Annotated in this window: 17 protein-coding genes; 2 read left to right on the forward strand and 15 right to left on the reverse strand. The window is 65.2% G+C overall.

The annotated features are described in order from the left end of the window. The 6 genes from BN1132_RS14790 to BN1132_RS14815 all read right to left on the reverse strand — a co-directional run. On the reverse strand, positions 1–252 hold a 252-nt coding region (locus tag BN1132_RS14790), incomplete at its 3' end, for a glutathione S-transferase N-terminal domain-containing protein (protein ID WP_042078583.1). Between the two features lie 68 nt (positions 253–320). Beyond that, a complete protein-coding gene (locus tag BN1132_RS14795; protein ID WP_042078504.1) occupies positions 321–1,319 on the reverse strand; it encodes a fumarylacetoacetate hydrolase family protein in 999 nt (332 codons plus the stop codon). 10 nt (positions 1,320–1,329) lie between these two features. Continuing rightward, the gene (locus BN1132_RS14800; RefSeq protein ID WP_042078505.1) at positions 1,330–2,478 is read right to left on the reverse strand and encodes a homogentisate 1,2-dioxygenase; all 1,149 of its coding nucleotides are present in this window, start codon (positions 2,476–2,478) and stop codon (positions 1,330–1,332) included. Then, positions 2,471–3,601, reverse strand: coding sequence for a 4-hydroxyphenylpyruvate dioxygenase (gene hppD / locus BN1132_RS14805; RefSeq protein ID WP_042078506.1), 1,131 nt, complete (start codon positions 3,599–3,601; stop codon positions 2,471–2,473). The genes BN1132_RS14800 and hppD overlap by 8 nt, the downstream gene beginning before the upstream one ends. Positions 3,602–3,837: 236 nt before the next feature. Further along, complete coding sequence (locus tag BN1132_RS14810; protein ID WP_042078507.1) at positions 3,838–4,488, reverse strand: HAD family hydrolase; 651 nt, start codon at positions 4,486–4,488, stop codon at positions 3,838–3,840. Continuing rightward, positions 4,485–5,129 carry a TIGR01621 family pseudouridine synthase gene (locus tag BN1132_RS14815; RefSeq protein ID WP_042078508.1) on the reverse strand — a complete coding sequence of 215 codons (645 nt, stop codon included), beginning with the start codon at positions 5,127–5,129 and terminating at the stop codon, positions 4,485–4,487. The genes BN1132_RS14810 and BN1132_RS14815 overlap by 4 nt, the downstream gene beginning before the upstream one ends. Positions 5,130–5,218: 89 nt before the next feature. On the opposite strand from BN1132_RS14815, the gene BN1132_RS14820 reads away from it, so the two are divergent. Further along, the gene (locus BN1132_RS14820; RefSeq protein ID WP_042078509.1) at positions 5,219–6,811 is read left to right on the forward strand and encodes a GGDEF domain-containing protein; all 1,593 of its coding nucleotides are present in this window, start codon (positions 5,219–5,221) and stop codon (positions 6,809–6,811) included. 123 nt (positions 6,812–6,934) lie between these two features. On the opposite strand, the gene BN1132_RS14825 is transcribed toward BN1132_RS14820, so the two are convergent. The 3 genes from BN1132_RS14825 to BN1132_RS14835 all read right to left on the reverse strand — a co-directional run bounded on the left by BN1132_RS14825 (position 6,935) and on the right by BN1132_RS14835 (position 10,916). Then, a complete protein-coding gene (locus BN1132_RS14825) occupies positions 6,935–8,488 on the reverse strand; it encodes a methyl-accepting chemotaxis protein (RefSeq protein WP_042078511.1) in 1,554 nt (517 codons plus the stop codon). A gap of 119 nt (positions 8,489–8,607) precedes the next feature. Next, the gene (locus BN1132_RS14830; protein ID WP_042078512.1) at positions 8,608–10,266 is read right to left on the reverse strand and encodes a fatty acid--CoA ligase; all 1,659 of its coding nucleotides are present in this window, start codon (positions 10,264–10,266) and stop codon (positions 8,608–8,610) included. Positions 10,267–10,337: 71 nt separating this feature from the next. Next, the gene (locus BN1132_RS14835; protein ID WP_042078513.1) at positions 10,338–10,916 is read right to left on the reverse strand and encodes an RBBP9/YdeN family alpha/beta hydrolase; all 579 of its coding nucleotides are present in this window, start codon (positions 10,914–10,916) and stop codon (positions 10,338–10,340) included. Between the two features lie 298 nt (positions 10,917–11,214). Here BN1132_RS14835 and BN1132_RS14840 point away from each other — a divergent pair, with 298 nt between their 5' ends. Beyond that, positions 11,215–12,267, forward strand: a complete 1,053-nt coding sequence (locus BN1132_RS14840; protein WP_042078585.1) for an AraC family transcriptional regulator — start codon at positions 11,215–11,217, stop codon at positions 12,265–12,267. A gap of 229 nt (positions 12,268–12,496) precedes the next feature. Here the strand turns inward: BN1132_RS14840 and BN1132_RS14845 are convergent, their stop codons facing one another. The 6 genes from BN1132_RS14845 to BN1132_RS14870 form a co-directional block, all read right to left on the reverse strand. Next, the gene (locus BN1132_RS14845; RefSeq protein ID WP_042078514.1) at positions 12,497–15,010 is read right to left on the reverse strand and encodes an efflux RND transporter permease subunit; all 2,514 of its coding nucleotides are present in this window, start codon (positions 15,008–15,010) and stop codon (positions 12,497–12,499) included. A gap of 69 nt (positions 15,011–15,079) precedes the next feature. Continuing rightward, entirely contained in the window at positions 15,080–16,165 is a 1,086-nt protein-coding gene (locus BN1132_RS14850) for a WD40/YVTN/BNR-like repeat-containing protein (protein ID WP_052447028.1), read from the reverse strand. Between the two features lie 142 nt (positions 16,166–16,307). Beyond that, a complete protein-coding gene (locus tag BN1132_RS14855) occupies positions 16,308–17,666 on the reverse strand; it encodes a DUF1329 domain-containing protein (RefSeq protein WP_042078587.1) in 1,359 nt (452 codons plus the stop codon). Positions 17,667–17,695: 29 nt separating this feature from the next. After that, positions 17,696–19,609 carry a DUF1302 domain-containing protein gene (locus BN1132_RS14860; protein ID WP_042078515.1) on the reverse strand — a complete coding sequence of 638 codons (1,914 nt, stop codon included), beginning with the start codon at positions 19,607–19,609 and terminating at the stop codon, positions 17,696–17,698. A 456-nt stretch (positions 19,610–20,065) separates the two neighbouring features. Further along, positions 20,066–20,695 (reverse strand): CoA transferase subunit B, encoded by a 630-nt coding sequence (locus BN1132_RS14865; RefSeq protein ID WP_042078516.1) that lies wholly within the window; start codon positions 20,693–20,695, stop codon positions 20,066–20,068. Positions 20,696–20,697: 2 nt separating this feature from the next. After that, the gene (locus BN1132_RS14870; protein ID WP_042078517.1) at positions 20,698–21,393 is read right to left on the reverse strand and encodes a CoA transferase subunit A; all 696 of its coding nucleotides are present in this window, start codon (positions 21,391–21,393) and stop codon (positions 20,698–20,700) included. Positions 21,394–21,473: the final 80 nt, after the last annotated feature.

The following is a 21,473-nucleotide window of genomic DNA, read 5'->3' on the forward strand; positions in this document are numbered from 1 at the left end:
CGGCATCAGGGGGTGGGCGGGGTAGGTCTCGTCGAGATACTCCATGATGGCCACCGACTGACCCACCTGTACCTCGCCGTCCACCAGAAACGGCACCAGCCCCTGGGGGTTGATCCGGCGATAGGCCTTCTCCCGCTGCTCTCCCTGCCGCAGATTGATCGGATGCTGCTCATAATCGAGCCCCTTGAGCTGCATCACGATCCGCACCCGATAACTTGCCGATGACCGCCAATATCCAAACAACTGCAACATAGTCTGTCCCTGTGTTGGCAGGTGCAAGGACACCTGCCGCTCGCCAGCCCCTGTCCCCGCCGATCCTCTCACTGTGTCTGGCTGGCGTCCGCCGGCATGACCCGCTGCAAAATGGTGCCAAACAGATTCAGTCCATTGCGATCCTGCATCGCGATGGACACTGTATCACCAAAGCGCAGGAAGGGTGTAGTGGCTTGACCCGACTCGATAATTTCCAGCATCCGCAGCTCGGCAAGGCAGGATGAGCCAAGGCTTCTGTCGTAATTGGAGACGGTACCCGAGCCGATGATGCTGCCCGCTCCTAGGGACCGGGTCTTGGTGGCGTGGGCGATGAGCTCATAGAAGTTGAAGGTCATGTCCACCCCGGCGTTGGGCTGCCCGAACAGGGCGCCGTTGAGGTGTGTCACCAGGGGCAGGTGCACCTTGCCATCGCGCCAGTCGCCGCCGAGCTCGTCCGGTGTGATGGCCACCGGCGAGAAGCTGCTGGAGGGCTTGGACTGGAAGAAGCCGAACCCCTTGGCCAGCTCCCCCGGGATGAGGTTGCGCAGGCTCACGTCGTTGACCAGCATCAAGAGCTTGATGTGGCCGGCCGCCTCTTGCGGGCTCGTCCCCATGGGCACGTCGTCCGTGATGACGGCCACTTCCGATTCGAAATCGATGCCCCACGCCTCGGAACCCATGACGATGGGACCGCGCGGAGCCAGGAATGTATCCGAGCCTCCCTGGTACATCAGGGGATCGTGCCAGAAGCTGTCCGGCATCTCGGCGCCGCGGGCCTTGCGCACCAGCTCCACGTGGTTGACGTAGGCGCTGCCATCCAGCCACTGGTAGGCGCGAGGCAGCGGGGAGAGGCAGGCTCCCTCATCGAAGGGGAAGGCATCCGGGCAGGTGCCGTCGTTGAGCTCCTGATAGACGCTTGCCAGTCGTGGCGCCACCTCGTCCCAGGCGTCCAGAGCCCCTTGCAGGGTGGGGGCGATGGCCGGCACGTGCACGGCGCGGGAAAGATCCCGGCTCACCACCATCAGGGCGCCGTCGCGGCTGCCGTTGTTCAGGGTTGCCAATTTCATGTGGAATTCCTTATTTGCCGCTGGTCTCTGGCCGCTGCCAGCTGGAGACATACTGGAGGTTCTCGACCTTCTCGCCTAGCTGGCCGACGGCCAGGGCGTCCCGGGTATCGAGCATCACCGCCACCTCGTCGGTGAAGGTCTTGGCATGGGCCAGCCCTGCCGCAAACGCCTTGGGATGGGGGCCGTGGGTGAAGCCGGCGGGATGGAAGGTGACCATGCCCCGCTCGATGTTGTCCCGGCTGAAGAAGTCCCCGGCGTGGTAGAAGAGCACCTCGTCGAAATCGTCGTTGCTGTGATAGAAGGGCACCCGCAAGGCGCCGGGATCGCTCTCTATGGGGCGCGGCACGAAGGTGCAGATGACAAAGCGGCTCGTCACGAAGGTGGAGTGGGCCGAGGGGGGCAGATGGTAGCGGTGGCTCATCAGGGGACGGATGTCCCGCCAGTTGAGGCGCACCACGCACAAGTCCCCGTGCCAGCCCTGGGCATCCAGGGGGTTGAAGGGCCAGGTGACGACCGAGACCTGGTTGTGGCGCTTGATCTGCAGCGACCAGGGGTTCTCGTCCTGCTGAGCTAGGAAACGCTCGTTGATGGCGGGCACGTCCAGCGCCGCCGGATCGAAGATGGCGTGGTTGCCCACCAGCCCCTTGTCCGGCAGCTGGTAGCTGTCATCCGTCGCCTCGATCATCAGGATGAACAGGGGGGCTGTGGGCTCGATGCGCCACATGGTGCCACGGGGGATCACCACATAGTCCCCATCTTTCAACGTGAGATGGCCGTAGTCGCAGTAGAACTCGCCGCCCCCCTCGTGGATGAACAGCAACTCGTCCCCGTCGGCGTTGCGCACCAGGAACGGCATGGGCTCATGCAGGCGCCAGATCCGGTAGCGGCAATGGGGATTGCTGAGGATGTCCGGCATCACCCAGGGGGAGAGGGAGTTCACCTCATCCTGCAGCTCGTTGAGATCGAAGGCCCGCGGCCGCAGCGGCCCCTCCCAGTTGCTCCAGTCGGTGGGGGCGTGCTTGTGGTGCATGTGGGTGGCGGGGCCGAAGAAGCCGGAACGCCCCAGCTCGCGCTCGTAGATGGCCTGCTCCGGTAGATCGGCATGGGCCTGGCGGGAGTGGGTCCCCTCCCGATGGGGGAAGCTTATCCAGTTACGCATCGTTCGGTTCTCCCTTTCTCTGGCCCTGCTCGGCACCATCCAGCACGCCACGGCGGATCTGGTCCAGCTCGATGGATTCGAACAATGCCTGGAAGTTGCCCTCGCCAAAGCCCTCGTTGCCCTTGCGCTGGATGATCTCGAAGAAGACGGGGCCGATCACGGTGTCGGTGAAGATCTGCAGCAGGATGCCGTCCTTCGTCGGCGAGCCGTCGATGAGGATGCGCAACTCTTTCAGTGCCGCCAGATCCTCCTGATGTCCTGCCACCCGGCTGTCCACCTTCTCGTAGTAGGTGTCCGGGGTCGGCATAAAGCCGGTCCCCCGCCCTCTGAGCGTGCGGATGGTCTGATAGATGTCGGCGGAGGCGAGCGCGATGTGCTGGATCCCCTCCCCCTTGTACTGGCGCAGGTACTCCTCGATCTGGGACTTGTCGTCCGCCGACTCGTTGATGGGAATGCGGATCTTGCCGCAGGGCGCCGTCATGGCGCGGGAATGCAGCCCGGTCAGCTTGCCCTCGATGTCGAAATAGCGGATTTCGCGGAAGTTGCCGATCCGCTCGTAGAAATTCGACCAGAGGTTCATGTTGCCGCGATGGACGTTGTGGGTCAGGTGATCGATCTCATAGAGCCCCGCATCCACCTCGGCCATGCGCGCCTGCCAGTCGGGGTAGAAGACGAAGTCCACATCATAGATGGAGCCCCGCTCGCCGTACCTGTCCACAAAGGAGAGCGTGCTCTCGCCGATGCCGTAGATGGCGGGGATGTTGAGCTCCATGGGGCCTATCTTGCCCACAAACGGCTTGGCCCCCTGAGCGATGGCGTACTGCTGGGCGAGGCCCGCGTCCGCCACCCGAAACGCCATGCCACAGACGCTCGGCCCGTGGGCCCGGGCGAACTCCTCCGCCTGGGAGTGGGGCTCGGCATTGACCACGAAGTTGATGTCCCCCTGGCGATAGAGCCAGCACTGCTTGTGCCTGTGCCTGGCCACTTCGGCAAAGCCCAGGGAGACGAACAGCGCCTTGAGGGCATCAATGCCCTTGGCATCGGGCGCCGTGTACTCGACGAACTCGAACCCGTCGGTGCCAAGCGGGTTGATGGTGTGAGTACGGGAAGAGGGGGTCGTCATGATGCGCTCCTTGCGATGAACGGATAACGAAATGGGTCACGCCGGATGGCTCGACAGCAGCCAGACGGCCTTGTTAACAACTTGTTTCATTAGAGAGGCGGGCGCCGAAGATGAGAAGAGGCGGTATTCAGATAGTTTGGCGGGGATCTGCGGCAAAAAATGTAAATGAAGTGTGACAACCATGTTCCAGCCTTGCGCTGCGCTCCTTGGCGCCCCACAAGGCTGTCAGCTTTGCCTTACAGGTGCCAGGTTTTCACCCTGAGGTGGGGCAAGCGGGCCCGCGCCAGTTGCAGACGGCGGCGCGTCGGATTAACGAGCCAGGCCTCTTCCCCCAACGCCAGCAGCGGCAGATCGTGCAGGCTGTCGCTCAGGGTGAGCACGGCGTCCAGGGTGAGGAGCTCGGGCTGCAACTTGTGCCTGCCGTGGCAATAACAACGCGGCACCAGACCACCGAGGCGATAGTGCATGCGTGAGCCCAGAATGCGATGGGGGAGCCTTGGCAGTTGACGATGGAGCTGGGCTCGTACCAGGGCGCGGGGGCTCGCGGAGATGACCCAGCAGCGGTGCCCCTCTCCCATCAAGAGGGCGCGCGCCTCCCGATAGAGGCCGGGCCGGGTCAGGCAGTACTCCCGCACCAGTCGGCGCCACGCCAGGGGCGAGAGCCCCAGGGTGATAGCCCACCAGATCAGCGAAATGCCGCGTCGGCGCTGGCTTGGCAGCAGATAGACAAGCCCGCCCAGCGCCATCACCGGCCACAGCAGCAGCGGCCAGAGACGGCGGCGCAGGATATGGCGCAGCAGGCCGGCATGGCTGTCACCGGGCGCCAGGGTGTCGTCAAAGTCCGCCAGGATCCAGCCGCTGGCAGGCACCTTCGCGGCGGCACTCACTCGCCAAGTCCCGCGATGGCGGCGTGCAGCTCGGGTAGCAGAAACTGCGCCCCCTCGTCGGGCGGGCAGACAAGATCGAAGGGCTCCCCCGCCAGGGTGAAGGCGAGACGCCAGGCGTGCAGATAGCCGCGATCCGCCGCCGTGCCGCCGTAACGCTCGTCGCCGAGGATGGGGGCGCCGATGCTCTTCATGGCCACCCGGATCTGGTGGGTCTTCCCAGTCTGGGGCTTGATGCGATAGAGGCGCAGCCCCTCGCGCACCGACACCGAATCGAACCAGCTGATGGCGGGGTTGTTCAGGGTGCGGACCAGCATCCAGCTGCCACCGCGCCCCTTCTCCATGTCCCCCTTCACCCAGCCCTGCTTCTTCTTCGGCTTGCGATCGGAGAGGGCCAGATACTGCTTGCTCACCTCCCTCGCCGCAAAGGCCATGCTGAGCGCACGATTGGCCTCGGGCGTGCGGGCCAGCAGCACCAGTCCCGAGGTCATCTTGTCCAGACGGTGGACCGGATAGAGGGTGAGCCCCGTGTCCTGCTTGACCCGGCTGACCAGGCCAGGCTCACCGCCGTCGTCATGCATGCCAAGGCCTGGACTCTTGTTGATCACCATGAAATCTTTGTGTTGCAACTGTATCCGGTACATCTATAACCCTTTAGAATGTATTTTGTTAACAACTAGAATGCAGGCCTGCAGGCCATCCCCCATGGACCCTCAGCACAAGAATCGCACGAATGAAAAAATGCCTGTTTTGGCTGTTGTTGATTGGCATCAATTACGCCTCCCCCCTCCTGGCCAGTGAGCGCACCCATGAGCTGCCGGACCGGGTGGTCTTGCAGTTGCGCTGGCTGCACCAACCCCAGTTCGTGGGTTATCACATGGCCAAGGCCAAGGGGTACTATGCCGACGCCGGGCTGGATGTCGAGATCCGTCCGGGCGGCAAGGGGATAAGCCCGGTCCAGGAGGTGCTGAGTGGCCGCGCCGACTTCGGGGTCGGCAACACCGAGGTGCTGACGAGTTACGCCAATGGTGAACCCCTGCTGGCACTTGCCAGCGTCTATCAGCACTCCCCGTCCATCTTCCTGGCCCGTCGCGACAGCGGCATTCTCACCGTTGCGGACATGCGTGGCAAACGGATCATGATGTTCCCCGGCCATCAGGACGCCGAGCTGCTCGCCACCCTCTACTATCAGGGGCTGCACGAGCGCCAGCTCATCCCGGTGCCCACCTCGGTCAACATCGACGATCTGATCGAGGGCAAAATAGACATCTTCAACGCCTACCTCAGCAACGAGCCTTTCTACCTGGAAGAGCGCGGCGTCTCGGTCTCCGTCATCAATCCCCGCAACTACGGCATCGACTTCTACAGCGACATCCTCTTCACCACCCAGACGCAGGAACAGCTCAACCCGGATCGGGTGGCGCGCTTTCGGGCCGCCAGTCTCAAGGGGTGGCGCTACGCCCTCGCCCATCCCGAGGAGGCCATCGCCCTGCTGCGCACCGAATATGGTGTCAACCGCAGCCAAGCCCACATGGAGTACGAGTTGCAGATGAGCAAGGAGATGATCCAGCCGCTCTATGTGGAGATCGGGTATATGAATCCGGATCGCTTCGCCCACATCATGCAGCAGCTGGTCGAGATAGGGCTGGTGGCCAGGCCGGTGTCCCTGACCCGCTTCCTCTACCGGGTGCCGTCCGAGCAGTGGATCTTCTGGCGCCCCTGGTTCTTGCTGAGCCTGGGAGCCGGCGCCATCATACTGCTGCTCGCCCTCTACCTGCTCGCCAACAACAAGCGGCTCTACCGGGAGGTGGCGCTGCGCAAGCAGCGGGAGCAGGAGATACTGCAGCTGGCTCGGCGCGATCCCCTCACCGGATTGCCCAATCGCCTGAGCCTGATGGAGCAGTTGAAGACGCAGGTACAGAGCGACAAGCCGGGCTGCCTGCTGTTTTGCGATCTCGATGACTTCAAGCGCATCAACGACAACTTCGGCCACAGCCAGGGGGATGCGCTGCTCTGTCAGCTGACCCGGCGGATCCACGACGCCATCGGCCATCATCACTTCTTCGCGCGCCTCGCGGGGGACGAGTTCATCCTGCTGCTGCCCGGCTACGACACCCATCAGGCGGAGGCGGTCACCGGGGTGATCCGCCAGGCCATGGAGGCCCCCTTCGTGGTGAGTGATCAACCCATGCGGGTCGGGATCAGCATAGGGGTCAGCCAGTACCAGCAAGACTGGAGCCCGGAGCAGTGGCTCATCCAGGCCGACAGGGCCATGTATTGCGACAAGAGCGGCGGCCTCATGACGCTGGCTGAACAGTCCGGCTGATGCCGCGATGGCCGGAGGGGGCCCGGCCGAGGGGGCCATGCCCCGCATCCAACACCGCGAGCCCCGCGCCCGCAAGAGAGAGGCCACCCAGGGGTGGCCTCTTTGCATTCAGGGGGATGGAGACTAGCCGAAGGTCTGCCCCAGGGACTTGAGCTGGCGCGCCTTGGTGAGCAGGATGTCGCTCGAGGCGTCCATGTCCTGCATCTTGCTGCTGTTGGTGTGGGAGTGCTGGGAGATGACGTTGACGTTTCGGCTGATGTCCTCGACCACCGCCTGCTGCTCCTCCGCCGCCGCCGAGATCTGGGTCGACAGGTCGACCACCCGCTCTATCTCCGCCAGCACCTGATGCAGGCTCTCCGATCCCTGCCGGGTCAGGGCGACGCAGGACTGGGTCTGCTGCAGGTTCTGCTGCATCATCCCCTTCCAGTTGTTCAGGGTGCGCTGGATCTGCCCTATGCTGCCCTGGATCTGCTCGGTCGCCTTGTGGGTGCGGGTGGAGAGGGTGCGCACCTCGTCCGCCACCACCGCGAAACCGCGCCCCTGCTCCCCGGCCCGCGCCGCCTCGATGGCGGCGTTGAGTGCCAGCAGATTGGTCTGATCCGCGATGCCCTGGATCTCGCTCATCAGGACTCCGATGCGATCCGACTCCTCCGCCAGTGCCACCGCGGCCGTGAAGGCATGTTCTGCCTGGGTCGCCAGCTCCGTCACCCTCTGCTGGGTATCCTCCAGCTGCTGGTCTGTGTTCTCGCAGTGGGCCTTGGCCTGGGCGATCTGGTTGTCCGTCTCCTGGATGTTGCGGGCGATCTCGTGGGCGGTGGCCGCCATCTCGGTGATGGCGGTCGCCACCTGCTGGGTCTGGATGTCCTGCTCGGCGATGTCGGCGCTGGCCTCGCTGGAGGCGGTCTTGAGGTGCACCGCCAGATCCTGCAGGGAGAGGGTGGCATCGTCCACCCGCCCGAGTACGGTGCGGATCCTGGCCTGCAGCAGCTTGATGTGGAAATCGGCGATGGCGCTGGGCTCGTCCCCCGAGTAGATGAGCCGGGTCAGGCTGTCATACTCCTCGGCCAGCTGGCGCAGATAGCGGGGGGTGGTGATGAGGGCGTGGCGATAGAGAAGGCCCAGCCACACCATGGGCAGCAGCATGAACAGGGGAGCCCACGGCCCCATCAGATAGCCGCCCCCTGCCAGCATCAGCAAGAGGCCGACGATGGCCAGCGCGGGGCGCACGGGGCGCAGGCTCAGGCCCGCCTTGCGCTCCCCCCGCTCCACCGCCTTCAGCCTGGCGTAGGTGCGGGCGGCCACTTCCTTCATCTCGGGGGTGGCGCGGCTGCGCACCGACTGGTAGCCGTTGATCCGTCCCTGCTCGAAGATGGGGGTGACATAGGCATCGACCCAGTAGTAGCGCCCATCCTTGCAGCGGTTCTTCACCATGCCGCGCCAGGGTTTGCCCTGTTTGAGCTTGCCCCAGAGATCGGCGAAGGCCGCCTTGGGCATGTCCGGGTGGCGCACCATGTTGTGGTGCTGCCCTATCATCTCCGCACGGCTGTATCCCGCCACCCGACAGAAGTGATCATTGGCGTAGGTGATGACCCCCTGCAGATCCGTGGTGGAGACCAGCTGTTCATTGGCGGGAAAATCCACTTCTTCGTTGACAAGATGAACCTGATGTTTACCCATAGCGCACGCCTCTTATGTAATGGCTCAATTAGCGTAGTCAAGCGTTCTGGTCCCAACAATATGCCCCCTCAAACAGTGGGGGCGGCCTAGGGGCAGGTTCAGGTATGACGGAGGGAGGCTCAGTGTCCCCCCGACCCGCCGAGCTCCCGCTCCCGGATGAGCCTCTTGTTCACCTTACCGACGCTGGTCCTGGGGATCTCCTGTACGATGCGGATCTGGCGGGGAATGGCCCAGCGGTTGATGCAACCGCTCTCCACGAACCCCTGCAGGTGCGTCTTGATGGCCTGGGGATCCAGGCTCACTCCCTCCTTGCCGACCACCAGCGCCAGCGGGCGCTCCCCCCACTGCTCGTCGGGTACCCCCACCACGGCCACCGAGTGGACCCCGTCGTGGGCGCTGATGAGGTTCTCCAGCGCCAGCGAGCTGATCCACTCGCCGCCGGTCTTGATCACGTCCTTGATGCGGTCCTTGATCTCCACCGTCCCCTGGGGATCGATGGAGGCCACGTCCCCGGTGTGCAGCCAGCCGCCGTCCCAGAGCTCAGCCCCCTTGCCCGGCTCCTTCAGGTAGCCCTGCACCAGCCAGGGGGCGCGCACCACTATCTCCCCCATGGCCTCGCCGTCGTGGGGCAGCTCCCGGCCCGCCAGATCGACGATGCGCAGATCCACCAGGCCGATGGGCTTGCCGGTCTTGATGCGCAGCGGCAACTGCTCCGCCATGGGCAGCGCCAGCTCCGCCTCGGTCAGGTGCACCACGCACAGGAGCGGGCAGGTCTCCGACATGCCGTAGCCGGCGTGCACCCGGATCCCCTTCTGGCTGGCCTGGGCCGCGAGGCCGAGCGGCAGCGCACTGCCCCCCAGCAGCATCTTCCAGCCCTCGAACGAGGTCTGTTTGGCCTCCTCGCAATCGAGGATCATCTGCAAGATGGTCGGCACGCAGTGGGAGAAGCTCACCCCCTCGTCCCGATAGAGGCGTACCAGCTTGTTCGGCTCGTAGCGGCCAGGATAGACCTGCTTCACCCCCAGCATGGTCGCCACATAGGGCACGCCCCAGGCGTGGACGTGGAACATGGGAGTGATGGGCATGTAGACATCGTCGGAGCAGAGCAGTGACTGTCCCGCATGGGCCGCCAGGGTCCCCAGCTCGTTGAGGGTGTGCAACACCAGCTGGCGGTGGCTGAAATAGACCCCCTTGGGATCCCCGGTGGTGCCCGTGGTGTAGAACAGGGTCGCCACCGAGTGTTCATCGAAGTCGGGGAAGTCGAAGTGATCGCCCGCCCCGGCCAGCAGCGTCTCGTACTCCCCCAGCACCGGCAGGCGGGTCGGTGTCGCTTTGTCGTCGGTCAGCTGGACATAGCCGCGTACCGTGGGCAGCTGGTGCTGGATGGTTTCCAGCACCGGCAGGAAGTCGTCGTGCACCAGCACCAGGTGATCCTCGGCGTGGTTCATCGTGAAGGCGATCTGCTCGGGGGAGAGGCGCACGTTCACCGTGTGCAGCACGGCGCCTATCATGGGCACCGCGAAGAAGCACTCGAGGGAACGGTGGCTGTCCCAGTCCAGCAGGGCGACGGTGTCGCCGGGGCCCACTCCCGCCGCCGTCAGCAGGTTGGCGAGGCGGTGGATGCGCTGCTTGAGGGTGCGATAGTCGTAGCGCAGCCTGTCTGCGTAGACGATCTCCCGCTCCGGGTGATAACGCCCCCCGGACAGCAGCAGGCTCTTGATCAGCAGCGGATAGGCGTGGGCGCCCTCTGCCGGCGCAATGATGCGGGTCTTCACCATAGGGACTCCTTTCGGTTCATGGTCACAGGCTTGTGGACTGCAGGGGAGACTCCGTCCCCTGAATGGGATGATCAGCGCTCGAAGCGTGCCAGCAGCGCCCGGGCCTCTGGCCAGGGGCCGAAGCCGCTCGCCGGATTGAGGTGCCCCACGGCGCCGACGTCGACGAGCTCGCTCCCCCAGTCGCGGGCCAGGGCGCGGACCGCCTCCGGACTCGCCAGGGGATCGTTCCGGCTCATGGCCACCAGGCTCGGGAACGGCAACCCGGTGCGCGGCAAGGGGTGCCAGCCGCCGGCCGCCATGGCCTCCTTGCTGGGATAGTGGGACGGCCAGTCGGCATCCAGATCCGGTGGCGTCACCAGCAGGGCCCCCTGGACCCTGTGCTGTCTGATTGCGCCGTACTGGGCAGCCCAGTGGGCCACCATCAGCACCCCGGCACTGTGGGCCACCAGGATCACCGGCCCCTCGATGGCGGCGAGGGCCTCCTCGATGGCCTCGACCCTGGCCTTGCAGCTCAGCTTGTCCGAGGTGAGTGGCGGCACGGTGACCACCTGCTCCAGCTCGGCGGCGAGCAGGGTCTGCCAGTGATCCGCCACGTGATCGCGCAGGCCCGGCACTATCAGCACCCTGGCCCTGGGTTGCCCTTGTTTCATCTCACTCCCCCTGTCCTGGCTATCCGGCGAGAGCCGGCCGATATGGAAGCCACAGTAAGGGGCTCGCCATTCGGCTGCTTTACCTTGGGTGCCATGGAGTTGTCTTTTTGCGACAGAGACTCGGCCGGACAAGGCGGCGATCACGGGGTCGGGACGCCATCGGAAGCGGACTGTGAGCGAGCTCACCCCCTGGGATCTGCGACTAATAGATAAGTTAATAAGCCTTCCCATGATGTAGCCGAAATGATAATAAATGGTTAACAACCAGCAGATGAGCTGTCGCCATGGGAACTGCATCATGACCCTTCTTGCCAGAGCCGCTACCCTCACCAACTACCTCGACGTCGCCCGCCAACTGGGCCTCAACACCCCCAGCCTGCTGTCCCAGGCCGGGCTCAGCGCCTCCATACTGGATGTCCCGAATCAGCGCATCCCGGTCGCCACCATCATCAACCTGCTGGAGCTCACCGCCCGCACCGGCGACTGCCAGAGCCTGGGGCTGCGCATGGCAGAGCATCGCCAGCTGTCGGATTTTGGCGAGGTGAGCCTGCTGCTGAGCTACCAGCCCAATCTGCGCGAGGCCCTGCAGGTGATGGTGCAGTACATCCACCTGTTCAACAACGCCCTGGCCATCTACATCGAGGAGGCGGGCAAGACGGTCATCATCCGCGAGGAGATCATCACCGACACCCCCATGCCGTCGCGCCAGACCACGGAGCTCGCGGTCGGCGTCATGTACCGTTTCTGCGCCTCCCAGGTCGGGGTCGGCGCCAACTGGCATCCCATCAGCGTCAACTTCACCCATGACGCGCCGGCGGATCTCTCCATCCACAAGCGGCTGTTCGGCTGCAAGCTGGAGTTCGGCAGCGAGTTCAACGGCATCGTCTGCCACGCCGCGGATCTGGACGTTCCCAATCCCCTGGCCAACCAGGCCATGGCCCGCCACGCGCGCCAGTACCTGGACACCCTGGTGGTGGAGACCCAGCAATCCCTGCTCACCGACGTGCGCAAGGCCATCTACCTGCTGCTGCCCATGGGGCGCGCCACCATAGAGCAGATCGCCCGCACCCTGGGGATGAACGTGCGCACCCTGCAGCGCCACCTCGAGGAGAGCGGCGCCACCTTCAGCGAGCTGGTCAACGAGGTACGCCGGGACCTGGTGATGCGCTACCTGCAAAACTCCGGCTATTCGCTGGGCCACATCGCCGACATGCTGGGTTACTCCATGCCGAGCTCCTTCACCCGCTGGTTCAACGCCCAGTTCGGCATGCCGCCGGCCACCTGGCGCACCCGCAACAAGATAGTGCCCAAGGCGGCCCAGAACGTGCGCACCAGCCTGGCCTACGGCTAGATCATCATTCCCCTTCGCCAGACGTAAAGAGGGAGGCATCAGCCTCCCTCTTTACGTTCCGCTTTTCCTCATATGGGGAACTCCTCATCCACAGCAAAGCAAGGGATACGCTGGAAACCTGCATCACGACACTCCCGCATCCCGTTGCCATCCCACCCAGCCCCTCAGCAGATCACGTCCAAAAGAAGAGGGAGGCCTGACGCCTCCCTCTGTTGCCCCTTGCCGCTTCCTAGCGGGCATCGGCCGGCAGTGGCGACGCCATCCTCCCCTGGGGCGCGCTCGCACTGGGTTCTGCCCCCTTCTCCCCGGCCAGGGCGGGCCGGGTGCCGCGCAAGAGGAAGTAGGAGAGCGCCGGCACCCCGATCAGCGCCCCCAGCATGTTCCACAGGAACATGAAGGTGAGCAGGATCCCCATATCCGCCTGGAACTTGATCGGTGACCAGGCCCAGCCCACCACACCGGCGGCCAGGGTGATCCCCACCAGCCCCACCACCCGGCCGGTGAAGGCCACTGCGTTGCGGTAGGACTCCACCAGCGACATGCCCTGGCGCTGGTAGTGCAGCTGCACGCTCAGCAGGTAGAGCGCGTAGTCCACGCCGATGCCGACCCCGAGCGCGATCACCGGCAGGGTCGCCACCTTGACGCCTATCCCCATGGCTACCATCAGCGCCTCGCACAACACAGAGGTGAGCATCAGCGGCACCAGGGCCACCACGGTCGCCCGCCAGCTGCGGAAGGTGATGAGGCAGAAGACGGTCACCGCCAGGTAGACGTAGAGCAGCATGGTGCGGTTCGCCTCGTGCACCACCAGGTTGGTGGCGGCCTCGATGCCGGCCGAGCCCGCGGCGAGCAGGAACTGGCGATCCGACGACGAGTTCTCCCGGGCGAACCGATCGGCGATGGCCACCACGCCGCTCAGGGTCTCGGCCTTGTGATCCTTGAGGTAGGCGATCACCGGCATCAGGGAGCAGTCGGTGTTGAACAGCTCGGGGCTGTTGACCGAGGCCTGCTGGGCGGCGTAGTTCAACACGTTCTGATTGCGCTGTATGCTGGCGAGCCTGGGGTTGCCCTCGTAGGTGCCGGCGGTGATCTGGCGCACCGCGTTGACCAGGGAGCTGGTGGCCTGCACCCCCGGGTGCTGCTGCAGCTCCCAGCCCAGGCGATCCGCCAGGATCAGGGTCTGATAGTTGAGGCAACCTTCCGGCGCCGTCTTGACCATCACCGCGAACAGATCGCTGGAGAGCGCATAGTGGCTGGTGATATAGCCGTTGTCCCTGTTGTAGCGCGAATCGGCCCGCAGCTCAGGTGCCCCGCTGTCCAGATCGCCGACTTTCAGGTTCAGGCTCACCAGGTAGCCGCCGATCCCCATGGCCAGACCCAACGCCACCACAAAGGTGGCCCACTTGCGCTCGGTGCAGCAGTCCAGCAGCGCCCAGAGCTTGCCGAAACCCTGGTTGGCGGCGGCGTTGGTGTCGATCCTGAGGGCCCGCTCCGCCGCCTTGCGCCCGACCCCCACGAAGGAGAGCGCCACCGGCATCAGCAGCAGGGAAGTGAAGATCAGCACCGCCACCCCTATGCTGGCGGTGATGGCAAGATCCTGAATGACCGGGATGTCGATCAGCATCAGCACCGCGAAGCCCACCGCATCGGCGAGCAGCGCCGTGACCCCGGCCAGGAACAGGCGGCGGAAGGTGTAGCGGGCGGCGATCAGGCGATGGGTGCCGCGGGCGATGTCCTGCATGATACCGTTCATCTTCTGGGCCGCGTGGGAGACCCCGATGGCGAAGATGAGGAAGGGCACCAGCACCGAATAGGGATCGATGGCGTAGCCAAGCCAGGCGACCAGCCCGAGCTGCCACACCACGGCGATCAGCGAGCAGCCCACCACCAGCAGGGTGCTGCGCACGCAGCGGGTGTAGAGGAAGATGATGGCCAGCGAGGTCACCACCGCCAGGCCGAAGAACATGATCACCTGGATCAGGCCGTCGATGAGATCCCCCACCAGCTTGGCGAAGCCGATGACCCGGATCTTGTACTTGCCCGTCCCCTCCTCCCCCGCCTGGTGGGGCTTGCCGTCGAACTCGATCTGGCTGCGCAGCTGTTCGATGCGCTGGGAGAACTCGTGATAGTTGAGGGGCTGGCCTGTGGCCGAGGCCTTGTCCAGCAGGGGCACGATCAGCATGCTGGATTTAAAGTCGCTCGCCACCAGGCTGCCGACGATGCCGGCCCGATGGATGTTCTGGCGCAGCTGCTCGATGTCGGCGGGCTTGCCCTGATAGGCGTCCGGCATCACGGGGCCGCCCTGGAAGCCCTCTTCCGTCACCTCGGTCCAGCGCACCGCCGGGCTCCACAGGGACTTCATCCAGGCGCGGTCCACCCCCTCGGTGAGGAATAGCTCGTCATTGACCCGCTTGAGCACGCTCAGATAACCGGGATCGAAGATGTCCCCTTGGGTGTTCTCCACCACCACCCGCACCGAGTTGCCGAGGCCGCGCAGGGACTGGCGGTTCTCCAGAAAGTTTTTGATGTAGGGCTGGCTCTGGGGGATCATCTTCTCGAAGCTGGGGCGCAGCTCCAGGCGAGTCGTCGCCATATAGCCGAGCACCAGGGTCGCCAGCGTCATAAAGAGCATGAACAGGGCTCTGTGGTTGAACACCAGCCGTTCCAGCAGGTTGCCGGAGCGCCGATCGAAATCCGCCAGCTCGCGGATCACCGGCATCGCATCTTGCTTCACATGGCCCATCTCTGGATCCTCGTTATCGTGATGGGGCCGTCATCCTGACGGCCTGATTTGGCAAAGCCTGTGACGGCCTCAATTCACCGCCAGGGTGCGCACGCCGCGGTGACCCACCAGCGCCAGGGTGCCACGGGGCGTCAACAGGACGCCCGCCACCGGCGAGGGCTCCGCCTCGGCCACCAGTTGCAGAGGCCTATCCCCATTCACCCGCAGCATGTGGCCGGCCTGGGTGAAGAGGCGGACATGCCCCCCGGCATCCTGCACCGCCGCACTGATGCTGATGGGCAGCTTGCTGGCGAGTTGAGTCCAGTTTGCGCCACCGTCCGTGCTGCGATAGACGTGGCCGCGCAGGCCATAGACCAGCAGCTCGCCGGGGCGGCCGATCAGGCCGAAGAAGCTCCCCTCGTAGGGGGATGGCAGCGCCACGAAACGTTGCGCCGCCTCATCCCACTGGCGCAGCAGACCCTGCTCGCCGGCGAGATAGAGGCTCTCCCCGGCCCGGGCGATGGCGTTGAGGTGGAGCCCGTCCGGGTTGTCGGTGCGATCCTGCATCGGCGTCCAGTGCTGGCCGCCATCCTCGGTGCGCAGAATGAGGTTGAACACCCCGACCACATAGCCGACCCTGTCGTCGGCGAACCAGACGTCGAGCAGCGGCTTGTCCGCCCCCTCCTCGATAAGGCGTTGCCCCTCCTCCACGAGCGCGGCCCACTGCTCGTTGTCCGGTTCGGCCTTGGCTTTCTCGGCGTAATAGGCGCGCACCAGCTCGCCTATCTGGCGGCCATCCAGCTGCTTCTGCCAGCTGGCCCCGCCGTCGGCGCTGTGCAACACGACCCCGTCCCCGCCCACGACCCAGCCCTGCTCGGGGCTGGGGAAGGCGACGGCGGTGAGATCCACGCTCACCGGCACCCTGGCCTGCTGCCAACCCTTGCCTTCATCGTCGGAGTAGAGGATGTGACCCCGCTGCCCCACCGCCACCAGCCGGCTGCCGGCTCGGGCCAGATCCAGCAAGGGGCTCTGCTTGGCCAGGGCGCTCGGCTTGGCCGGCAAGTCCAGCACGTCCACATAGGCCGTCGCCGCCGTGATCGTCTCCGCGCTCTGCGCGGGCCCTGCCATCAGCAGGGCGCCGCACAGCCAGGGCGCCAACTTGTTGAATGAACCCATACCACTTCCTTGTCTTCAAAACCCATCGGATGGTCGCAACAACCCCACCCCGGCCCTCCCCTTGGCAAGGGGAGGGAGCACTTCACGCCTCCCCCTTTCGAAGGGGGTGGCCGGGAGGGAGGTCAGTGGAGATCATCAACGCTTAGCGGATCCCGGCGCCCGCCAGTGACTCCGGCGACCACTTCGCCTTGGACAGGGGGGCGCCATACTTGATGCCGCCATGGGGGCCCACCACACCGTTGATGTTGTAGGTGCCCGCCACCAGGTCATAGATCATGAAGGGGGTAGCATCCGGGGTCTCTTTGTCGTAGCTCTGGCTCAGGAAGGCGAAGGAGCCGCGATAGAGCTGACCACGGGCGTCGTACTGATCGGACGCCAGGGCCATCCAGCTGTCCTCGTCCAGGTAGAAGCGACGCTTGGCGTAGATGTGGCGCTCGCCGGCCTTGAGGGTCCCCTCCACCACCCAGACCCTGTGTTTCTCCCAGCGCACGTGATCCGGCGACAGGAAGTTCGGGGTGGTCAGCGCCTTGGCGTTCGGCTCATAGGTCAGCTTGTAGGTGTTGTAGGGAACGATCATCTCCTGCTTGCCCACCAGCTTCCAGTCGAAGCGGTCCAGCGCGCCGTTGAAGACGAAGACGTCGTCATAGGTGCCGGCGCCCGAGGTGCCCGGGTTCGGGGTGTCATAGGCCAGGTTCGGCGCCAGTTTGACCCGGCGCTGCCCCGGCAGGTACTGCCAGGCCTTGCGCGGCTGCTCCAAGGGGTTGGCGGCATCGCGCAGCATGATGGCTTCACCGGCGCGGCGGGCGGGCCCGGTGTAGTAAAGCTTCATCTGGTAGTAGGTGTCCTTGGCCGAGATGGGCTTCTTCATGTCCTCGTAGATGGCGTAGTTGATGAACGCCTGCCCCGTGGTGGAGAGCGCCGCCGTGCCTGCGGCATCGACGTTCCAGGAGTCGTACTTGGTGGCGATGTTCACCCCCTGATAGCGCAGCAGGAAGTTCCACATGGCCTCGGCCCCGGTCTGCGGGATCGGGAAGGGAATGCCCGGCAGCACCTTGTCCACCGCGAGCCCCCCCTCCAGGGTCTGGGCGCTGACGGCGTTCAGCCTGGTGTTGTCCAACACCTCCCTGGGCAGCGCCACGCTGCGGTGGGTCGGGTAGACATCCACCCGGAAGTCAGGGAAGCGCTTGAGCAGCTCCGCCGTGGTGGCGGTCAGCGCCCCCTTGTACTGGCCTGCGTTTTTGCCGTCGATCACCAGCAGGGGCTTGTCGCTCGCATAGGGGTCAGGGCGCATGCTGTCGCCCGCCTTGAAGCCAGCCGGCGGTGTGGTCAGGCCGCCGGTATAGGCGGGGATGGAGCCATCGGCGTTGGCCGCCGCGTCGGCGCCCACCCCGGTCAGGCTGGTGCCGAGCTTGCCCGCCTCGCTCGCGGAAACGGCCGCCTGGGCCTGGCCGGCAAAGGCCAGGGCGAGGGAGAGGGCCAGCAATGTTTGTGTAGGTTTCATCATCTCGTTCTCCGACTCGGTCGCTTGACTCAATAGGTGGTCTTCAGGGTCAGGTAGATGGCGCCCCTGTCTTCCGTGGTGGCGCCGCCACCGGAGAAGGAGGAGTAGCCGCCGGCATAACAGGTGGTGCGCTGGGCGCCGTCCAGGGCGTTGGGGGTAGCCCCGTCCCTGGCGCCATCGTTACAGTCGGCGGACTTGCCGAAGGAGTCCACGTACTTCAGATCGACGAAGTACTGGTTGTAGATGGTCGCGCCGAGGCCGACCGCGTAGTTGCCGGTCTCCTTCGCCCCGCCCGCCTGCACCGGCGAGATGCCGGACAGACCCCAGTTCACCGACAGCGGCATGGTCATGTCGACGCCCGGGAAGACCTGATACCAGGTGGGGGTGAAGTTGACCGCCAGGCCCCAGTTGTCACGGGTCGGCTTGTCGATGCCCTGGTAGCTCTCCTCGCCCTTGTAGAGCGCCTTGTTGTGCTCGTCCAGGCTCAGCAGGTTGCTGTAGTAGAGCTCGGCCAGCAGGGCGGCGCCGTCGAACAGCGGGGTGTCGGCCATGGTCATCAGGCCGTTCAGGGTCCAGTGCAGGGTGTCGCCGGTGGCGCTGTAGCCGTCGGAATCATCGGTGATCACCCCGGTACCGGCGTGGCGGGGGGGCAAGGCACCGAAGCCATTGGCCAGTCCACCAGGCCCTGCGGCACTGAGCAGCGCCGGTATGCTGGCGAGCGGCATCTTGTGGCGATAGTTCAGATCGCTGCCCACGCTCACCCCGGCGATGTCCTTGGAGAGGCTCAGGCCGAAGATGTCGATGCTCTCGCCGTAGGCCAGGGAGTAGCTGGTGGTGGCGATGGACTGGCGCAGGTTGGGGATGGCGCCGCCCGGCAGCGGCGCGGCGCCGCGAATGGTCATGCCGCGGGCATCCAGCACCGCCTGGGGCAGGATGTCCGCGGTGCGGCGGTAGAAGGCCCCCAGGGTGGCGTCCAGCGCCTCGGGGGACCACTTGGCCATGATGCCCCAGTCGCCGTGCTTGCCCGGCTCGATGTCGGTGCCGCGGCGGATGTTGGTCAGGGTGCCGTTCGGCCCGGCGAGACCCGGCCCGCCGGTGTGCCCCAGCAGGAAGGACTGGGCGCCGAAGCCCACCAGATCCGAGCTGCCGTAGTAGGTGCCGGCCTCCGGCAGGCGGGCGGCGTCCCACTCCAGGAAGTACTGGGCGGCGAAGGTCCACTCGGGGTTCAGGGTGAAGGAGGCGGAGACCTGGTTGCGCGGCACGAACAGCTCCTTCGCCTCGGTGCCCGGGGACGCCGCCAGCTTGGCGAGATCCAGGCCCGACTGGCCGTAGCTCAGGGAGTGCACCGGGTTGAGCAGGGTCTCCCCCCAGTAGACGTTGTGCTGGCCCACCTTGAAGCTCAGCAGCGACTCCTCGCCGACCTCCATGCTGTGGAACACGAAGGCGTCGAGGATCTCGCCGGAGGGGCCGTGGTAGTAGCGGTTCGCATAGTCGCTCAGGTGAGGGTTGGCCGCCACGGGCGGCTGGCCGACGATCCCGGAGCTGACGTTGTTGCCGTTGATGAAGGGGTTGTCATCGGCCCCCACGTCGCGATAGGCGTAGTCATACCAGCTGGCGGCGCTGACGCGAAAACCTGTGTTGCCCTTGTTCACCACGTCCAGCTCGGTCAGCAGATCGAAGCGGGTGGTGACTGTGTCACCGGCGTCCTTGAAGTTGTAGTCGCCGTCGTTGTTGTTGGGGGTGGCCAGCATGCGGTCGTCCGCACTCTCGGTGCGCACGCCGTAGTTGAATTTGCCGGTGTTGTCGAAGCGCACGGACCACTCTTCGCTGTCCGTGTCGATCTCGACCGCCTGAACGCTGGGCAGGAGAGCGGCCGCGATGGCCGTCGCCAGCAGGCTGAGGCGCAGGGCACCGCAACCATGACTCGTGTGCTTGTAATCCATTACAGTCTCTCCGAGTGTCGTCATCTGATGTCGTTGTTGTTATCTGTCTGAACGCCGTTTCCGTTGGCTTTTTTATTGATGCAAGCGGGATGACCTGGCTATGGCGCACCGCCTTGTTCGGCTCCTGGATGCAGCTCTGTTTTTGCATCGGCCCCGGGGTGTCGCTCGCGCTGATGACGCGGTCTCTCTCTTCTTGTGCGTCGACTGTAAGGCCTCCCTCCGGGACCACGCTTGCCATTGAACGTCAGCCACTTTTCATTTGGTGACAGCGCCGTCGGGCGATGGCAAAGGGGGCTGAAAGCGGTGTCAACCAGCCCCGATGCCGGGCCGATCAGCCCTGTCGGGCGGCAGGGTCAGGTAGCGTGGGAGGGGCGTTCGGGGCGAAGGAAAACGGGGCGAGGAAAATAAAAACGGCGGGGAAAGGCCAGGCCCCTTCCCCGCCGGAAAACCGCGCGCTCAGCGCGCGATGGCGCAGCCGGTCGCGGCCTGCAACTGTTCGAATGCGATGCCGGGGGCCAGCTCCACCAGCCTGAGGCCGTGCGGGGTGACGTCCAGCACGGCGAGATCGCTGATGATGCGATCCACCACCCCGACCCCGGTCAGCGGCAGGTTGCACCACTCCAGTATCTTGTGCTCACCGTTCTTGGCGCAGTGCTCCATCAGCACCACCACCCGCTTGACCCCGGCCACCAGATCCATGGCGCCCCCCATCCCCTTGACCATTTTGCCGGGGATCATCCAGTTCGCGAGATCGCCGCGCTCGGACACCTGCATGGCCCCGAGCAACGCCAGGTTGATGTGGCCACCGCGGATCATGCCGAAGCTCTCCGCGCTGTCGAAGAAGCTGCTGCCGGGCAGGGTGGTGATGGTCTGCTTGCCGGCGTTGATGAGGTCCGGATCCAGCTCCTCCTCACTCGGGAAGGGGCCTATGCCGAGCAGGCCGTTCTCGCTCTGCAGCCACACCTCCATCCCCTCCGGGATATAGTTGGCCACCAGGGTCGGCAGGCCGATGCCGAGGTTCACATAGAAGCCGTCCTGCAGCTCCCTTGCGGCGCGCTGCGCCATCTCTTCACGGGTCCAGGCCATGGTTAACTCCTCACTGTCCGCACTTCGATACGTTTCTCGGGGTTGGGGTTCAGGACCAGCCGCTGCACATAGATGCCGGGCAGGTGGATCTCGTCCGGGGCCAGCTCCCCCACCTCGACGATCTCCTCCACCTCGGCGACGCAGACCCGGCCCGCCTTGGCGCAGAGCGGGTTGAAGTTGCGGGCGGTCTTGTTGAACATCAGGTTGCCCGCCTTGTCCGCCCTGGCGCCCTTGATGATGGCGAGATCGGCGGTGAGGGAGCGCTCCATCACGTACCACTCGCCGTCGAACTGACGGGTCTCCTTGCCCTCGGCGATCAGGGTCCCGTAACCGGTCCTGGTGAAGAAGGCGGGAATGCCGGCGCCGCCGGCCCGCAGCTTCTCGGCGAGCGTGCCCTGGGGGGTGAACTCCAGCTCCAGCTCGCCGGCGAGATATTGGCGCTCGAACTCCTTGTTGCCCCCCACGTAGGAGGAGATCATCTTCCTGATCTGGCGGCTGTAGAGCAGCGGCCCGAGGCCGAACTCGTCCACCCCGCAGTTGTTGCTGATGACGGTGAAGCCGCGCTTGCCGGTCTCGCGCAGCGCCTCGATCAGCCGCTCGGGGATGCCGCACAGGCCGAAGCCCCCCGAGGCGATGGTGATGCCGTCCTGCACCAGATCGCCGAGGGCGGCCTGGGCGCTGGGATAAATCTTGTTCATGGATACCTCTCTGGCTAGTCCGTTGGCCACGGGGGCGCGTTCGTTTTATGACCGTTTTCGTTATTCGGCGCAGTGTCGCA

The organism is Aeromonas sanarellii, from assembly GCF_000820085.1.
Classification (GTDB): domain Bacteria; phylum Pseudomonadota; class Gammaproteobacteria; order Enterobacterales; family Aeromonadaceae; genus Aeromonas; species Aeromonas sanarellii.

What these genes read in the sequence shown, in the direction of transcription:
- BN1132_RS14830 (WP_042078512.1), bottom strand. Translation starts at nt 10,266, where the DNA reads ATGGTGAAGACCCGCATCATTGCGCCGGCAGAGGGCGCCCACGCCTAT.
- BN1132_RS14845 (WP_042078514.1), bottom strand. Translation starts at nt 15,010, where the DNA reads ATGGGCCATGTGAAGCAAGATGCGATGCCGGTGATCCGCGAGCTGGCG.
- BN1132_RS14870 (WP_042078517.1), bottom strand. Translation starts at nt 21,393, where the DNA reads ATGAACAAGATTTATCCCAGCGCCCAGGCCGCCCTCGGCGATCTGGTG.
- BN1132_RS14825 (WP_042078511.1), bottom strand. Translation starts at nt 8,488, where the DNA reads ATGGGTAAACATCAGGTTCATCTTGTCAACGAAGAAGTGGATTTTCCC.
- BN1132_RS14840 (WP_042078585.1), top strand. Translation starts at nt 11,215, where the DNA reads ATGACCCTTCTTGCCAGAGCCGCTACCCTCACCAACTACCTCGACGTC.
- BN1132_RS14820 (WP_042078509.1), top strand. Translation starts at nt 5,219, where the DNA reads ATGAAAAAATGCCTGTTTTGGCTGTTGTTGATTGGCATCAATTACGCC.
- BN1132_RS14860 (WP_042078515.1), bottom strand. Translation starts at nt 19,609, where the DNA reads ATGGATTACAAGCACACGAGTCATGGTTGCGGTGCCCTGCGCCTCAGC.
- BN1132_RS14835 (WP_042078513.1), bottom strand. Translation starts at nt 10,916, where the DNA reads ATGAAACAAGGGCAACCCAGGGCCAGGGTGCTGATAGTGCCGGGCCTG.
- BN1132_RS14865 (WP_042078516.1), bottom strand. Translation starts at nt 20,695, where the DNA reads ATGGCCTGGACCCGTGAAGAGATGGCGCAGCGCGCCGCAAGGGAGCTG.
- BN1132_RS14795 (WP_042078504.1), bottom strand. Translation starts at nt 1,319, where the DNA reads ATGAAATTGGCAACCCTGAACAACGGCAGCCGCGACGGCGCCCTGATG.
- BN1132_RS14855 (WP_042078587.1), bottom strand. Translation starts at nt 17,666, where the DNA reads ATGAAACCTACACAAACATTGCTGGCCCTCTCCCTCGCCCTGGCCTTT.
- BN1132_RS14815 (WP_042078508.1), bottom strand. Translation starts at nt 5,129, where the DNA reads ATGTACCGGATACAGTTGCAACACAAAGATTTCATGGTGATCAACAAG.
- BN1132_RS14850 (WP_052447028.1), bottom strand. Translation starts at nt 16,165, where the DNA reads ATGGGTTCATTCAACAAGTTGGCGCCCTGGCTGTGCGGCGCCCTGCTG.
- BN1132_RS14800 (WP_042078505.1), bottom strand. Translation starts at nt 2,478, where the DNA reads ATGCGTAACTGGATAAGCTTCCCCCATCGGGAGGGGACCCACTCCCGC.
- hppD (WP_042078506.1), bottom strand. Translation starts at nt 3,601, where the DNA reads ATGACGACCCCCTCTTCCCGTACTCACACCATCAACCCGCTTGGCACC.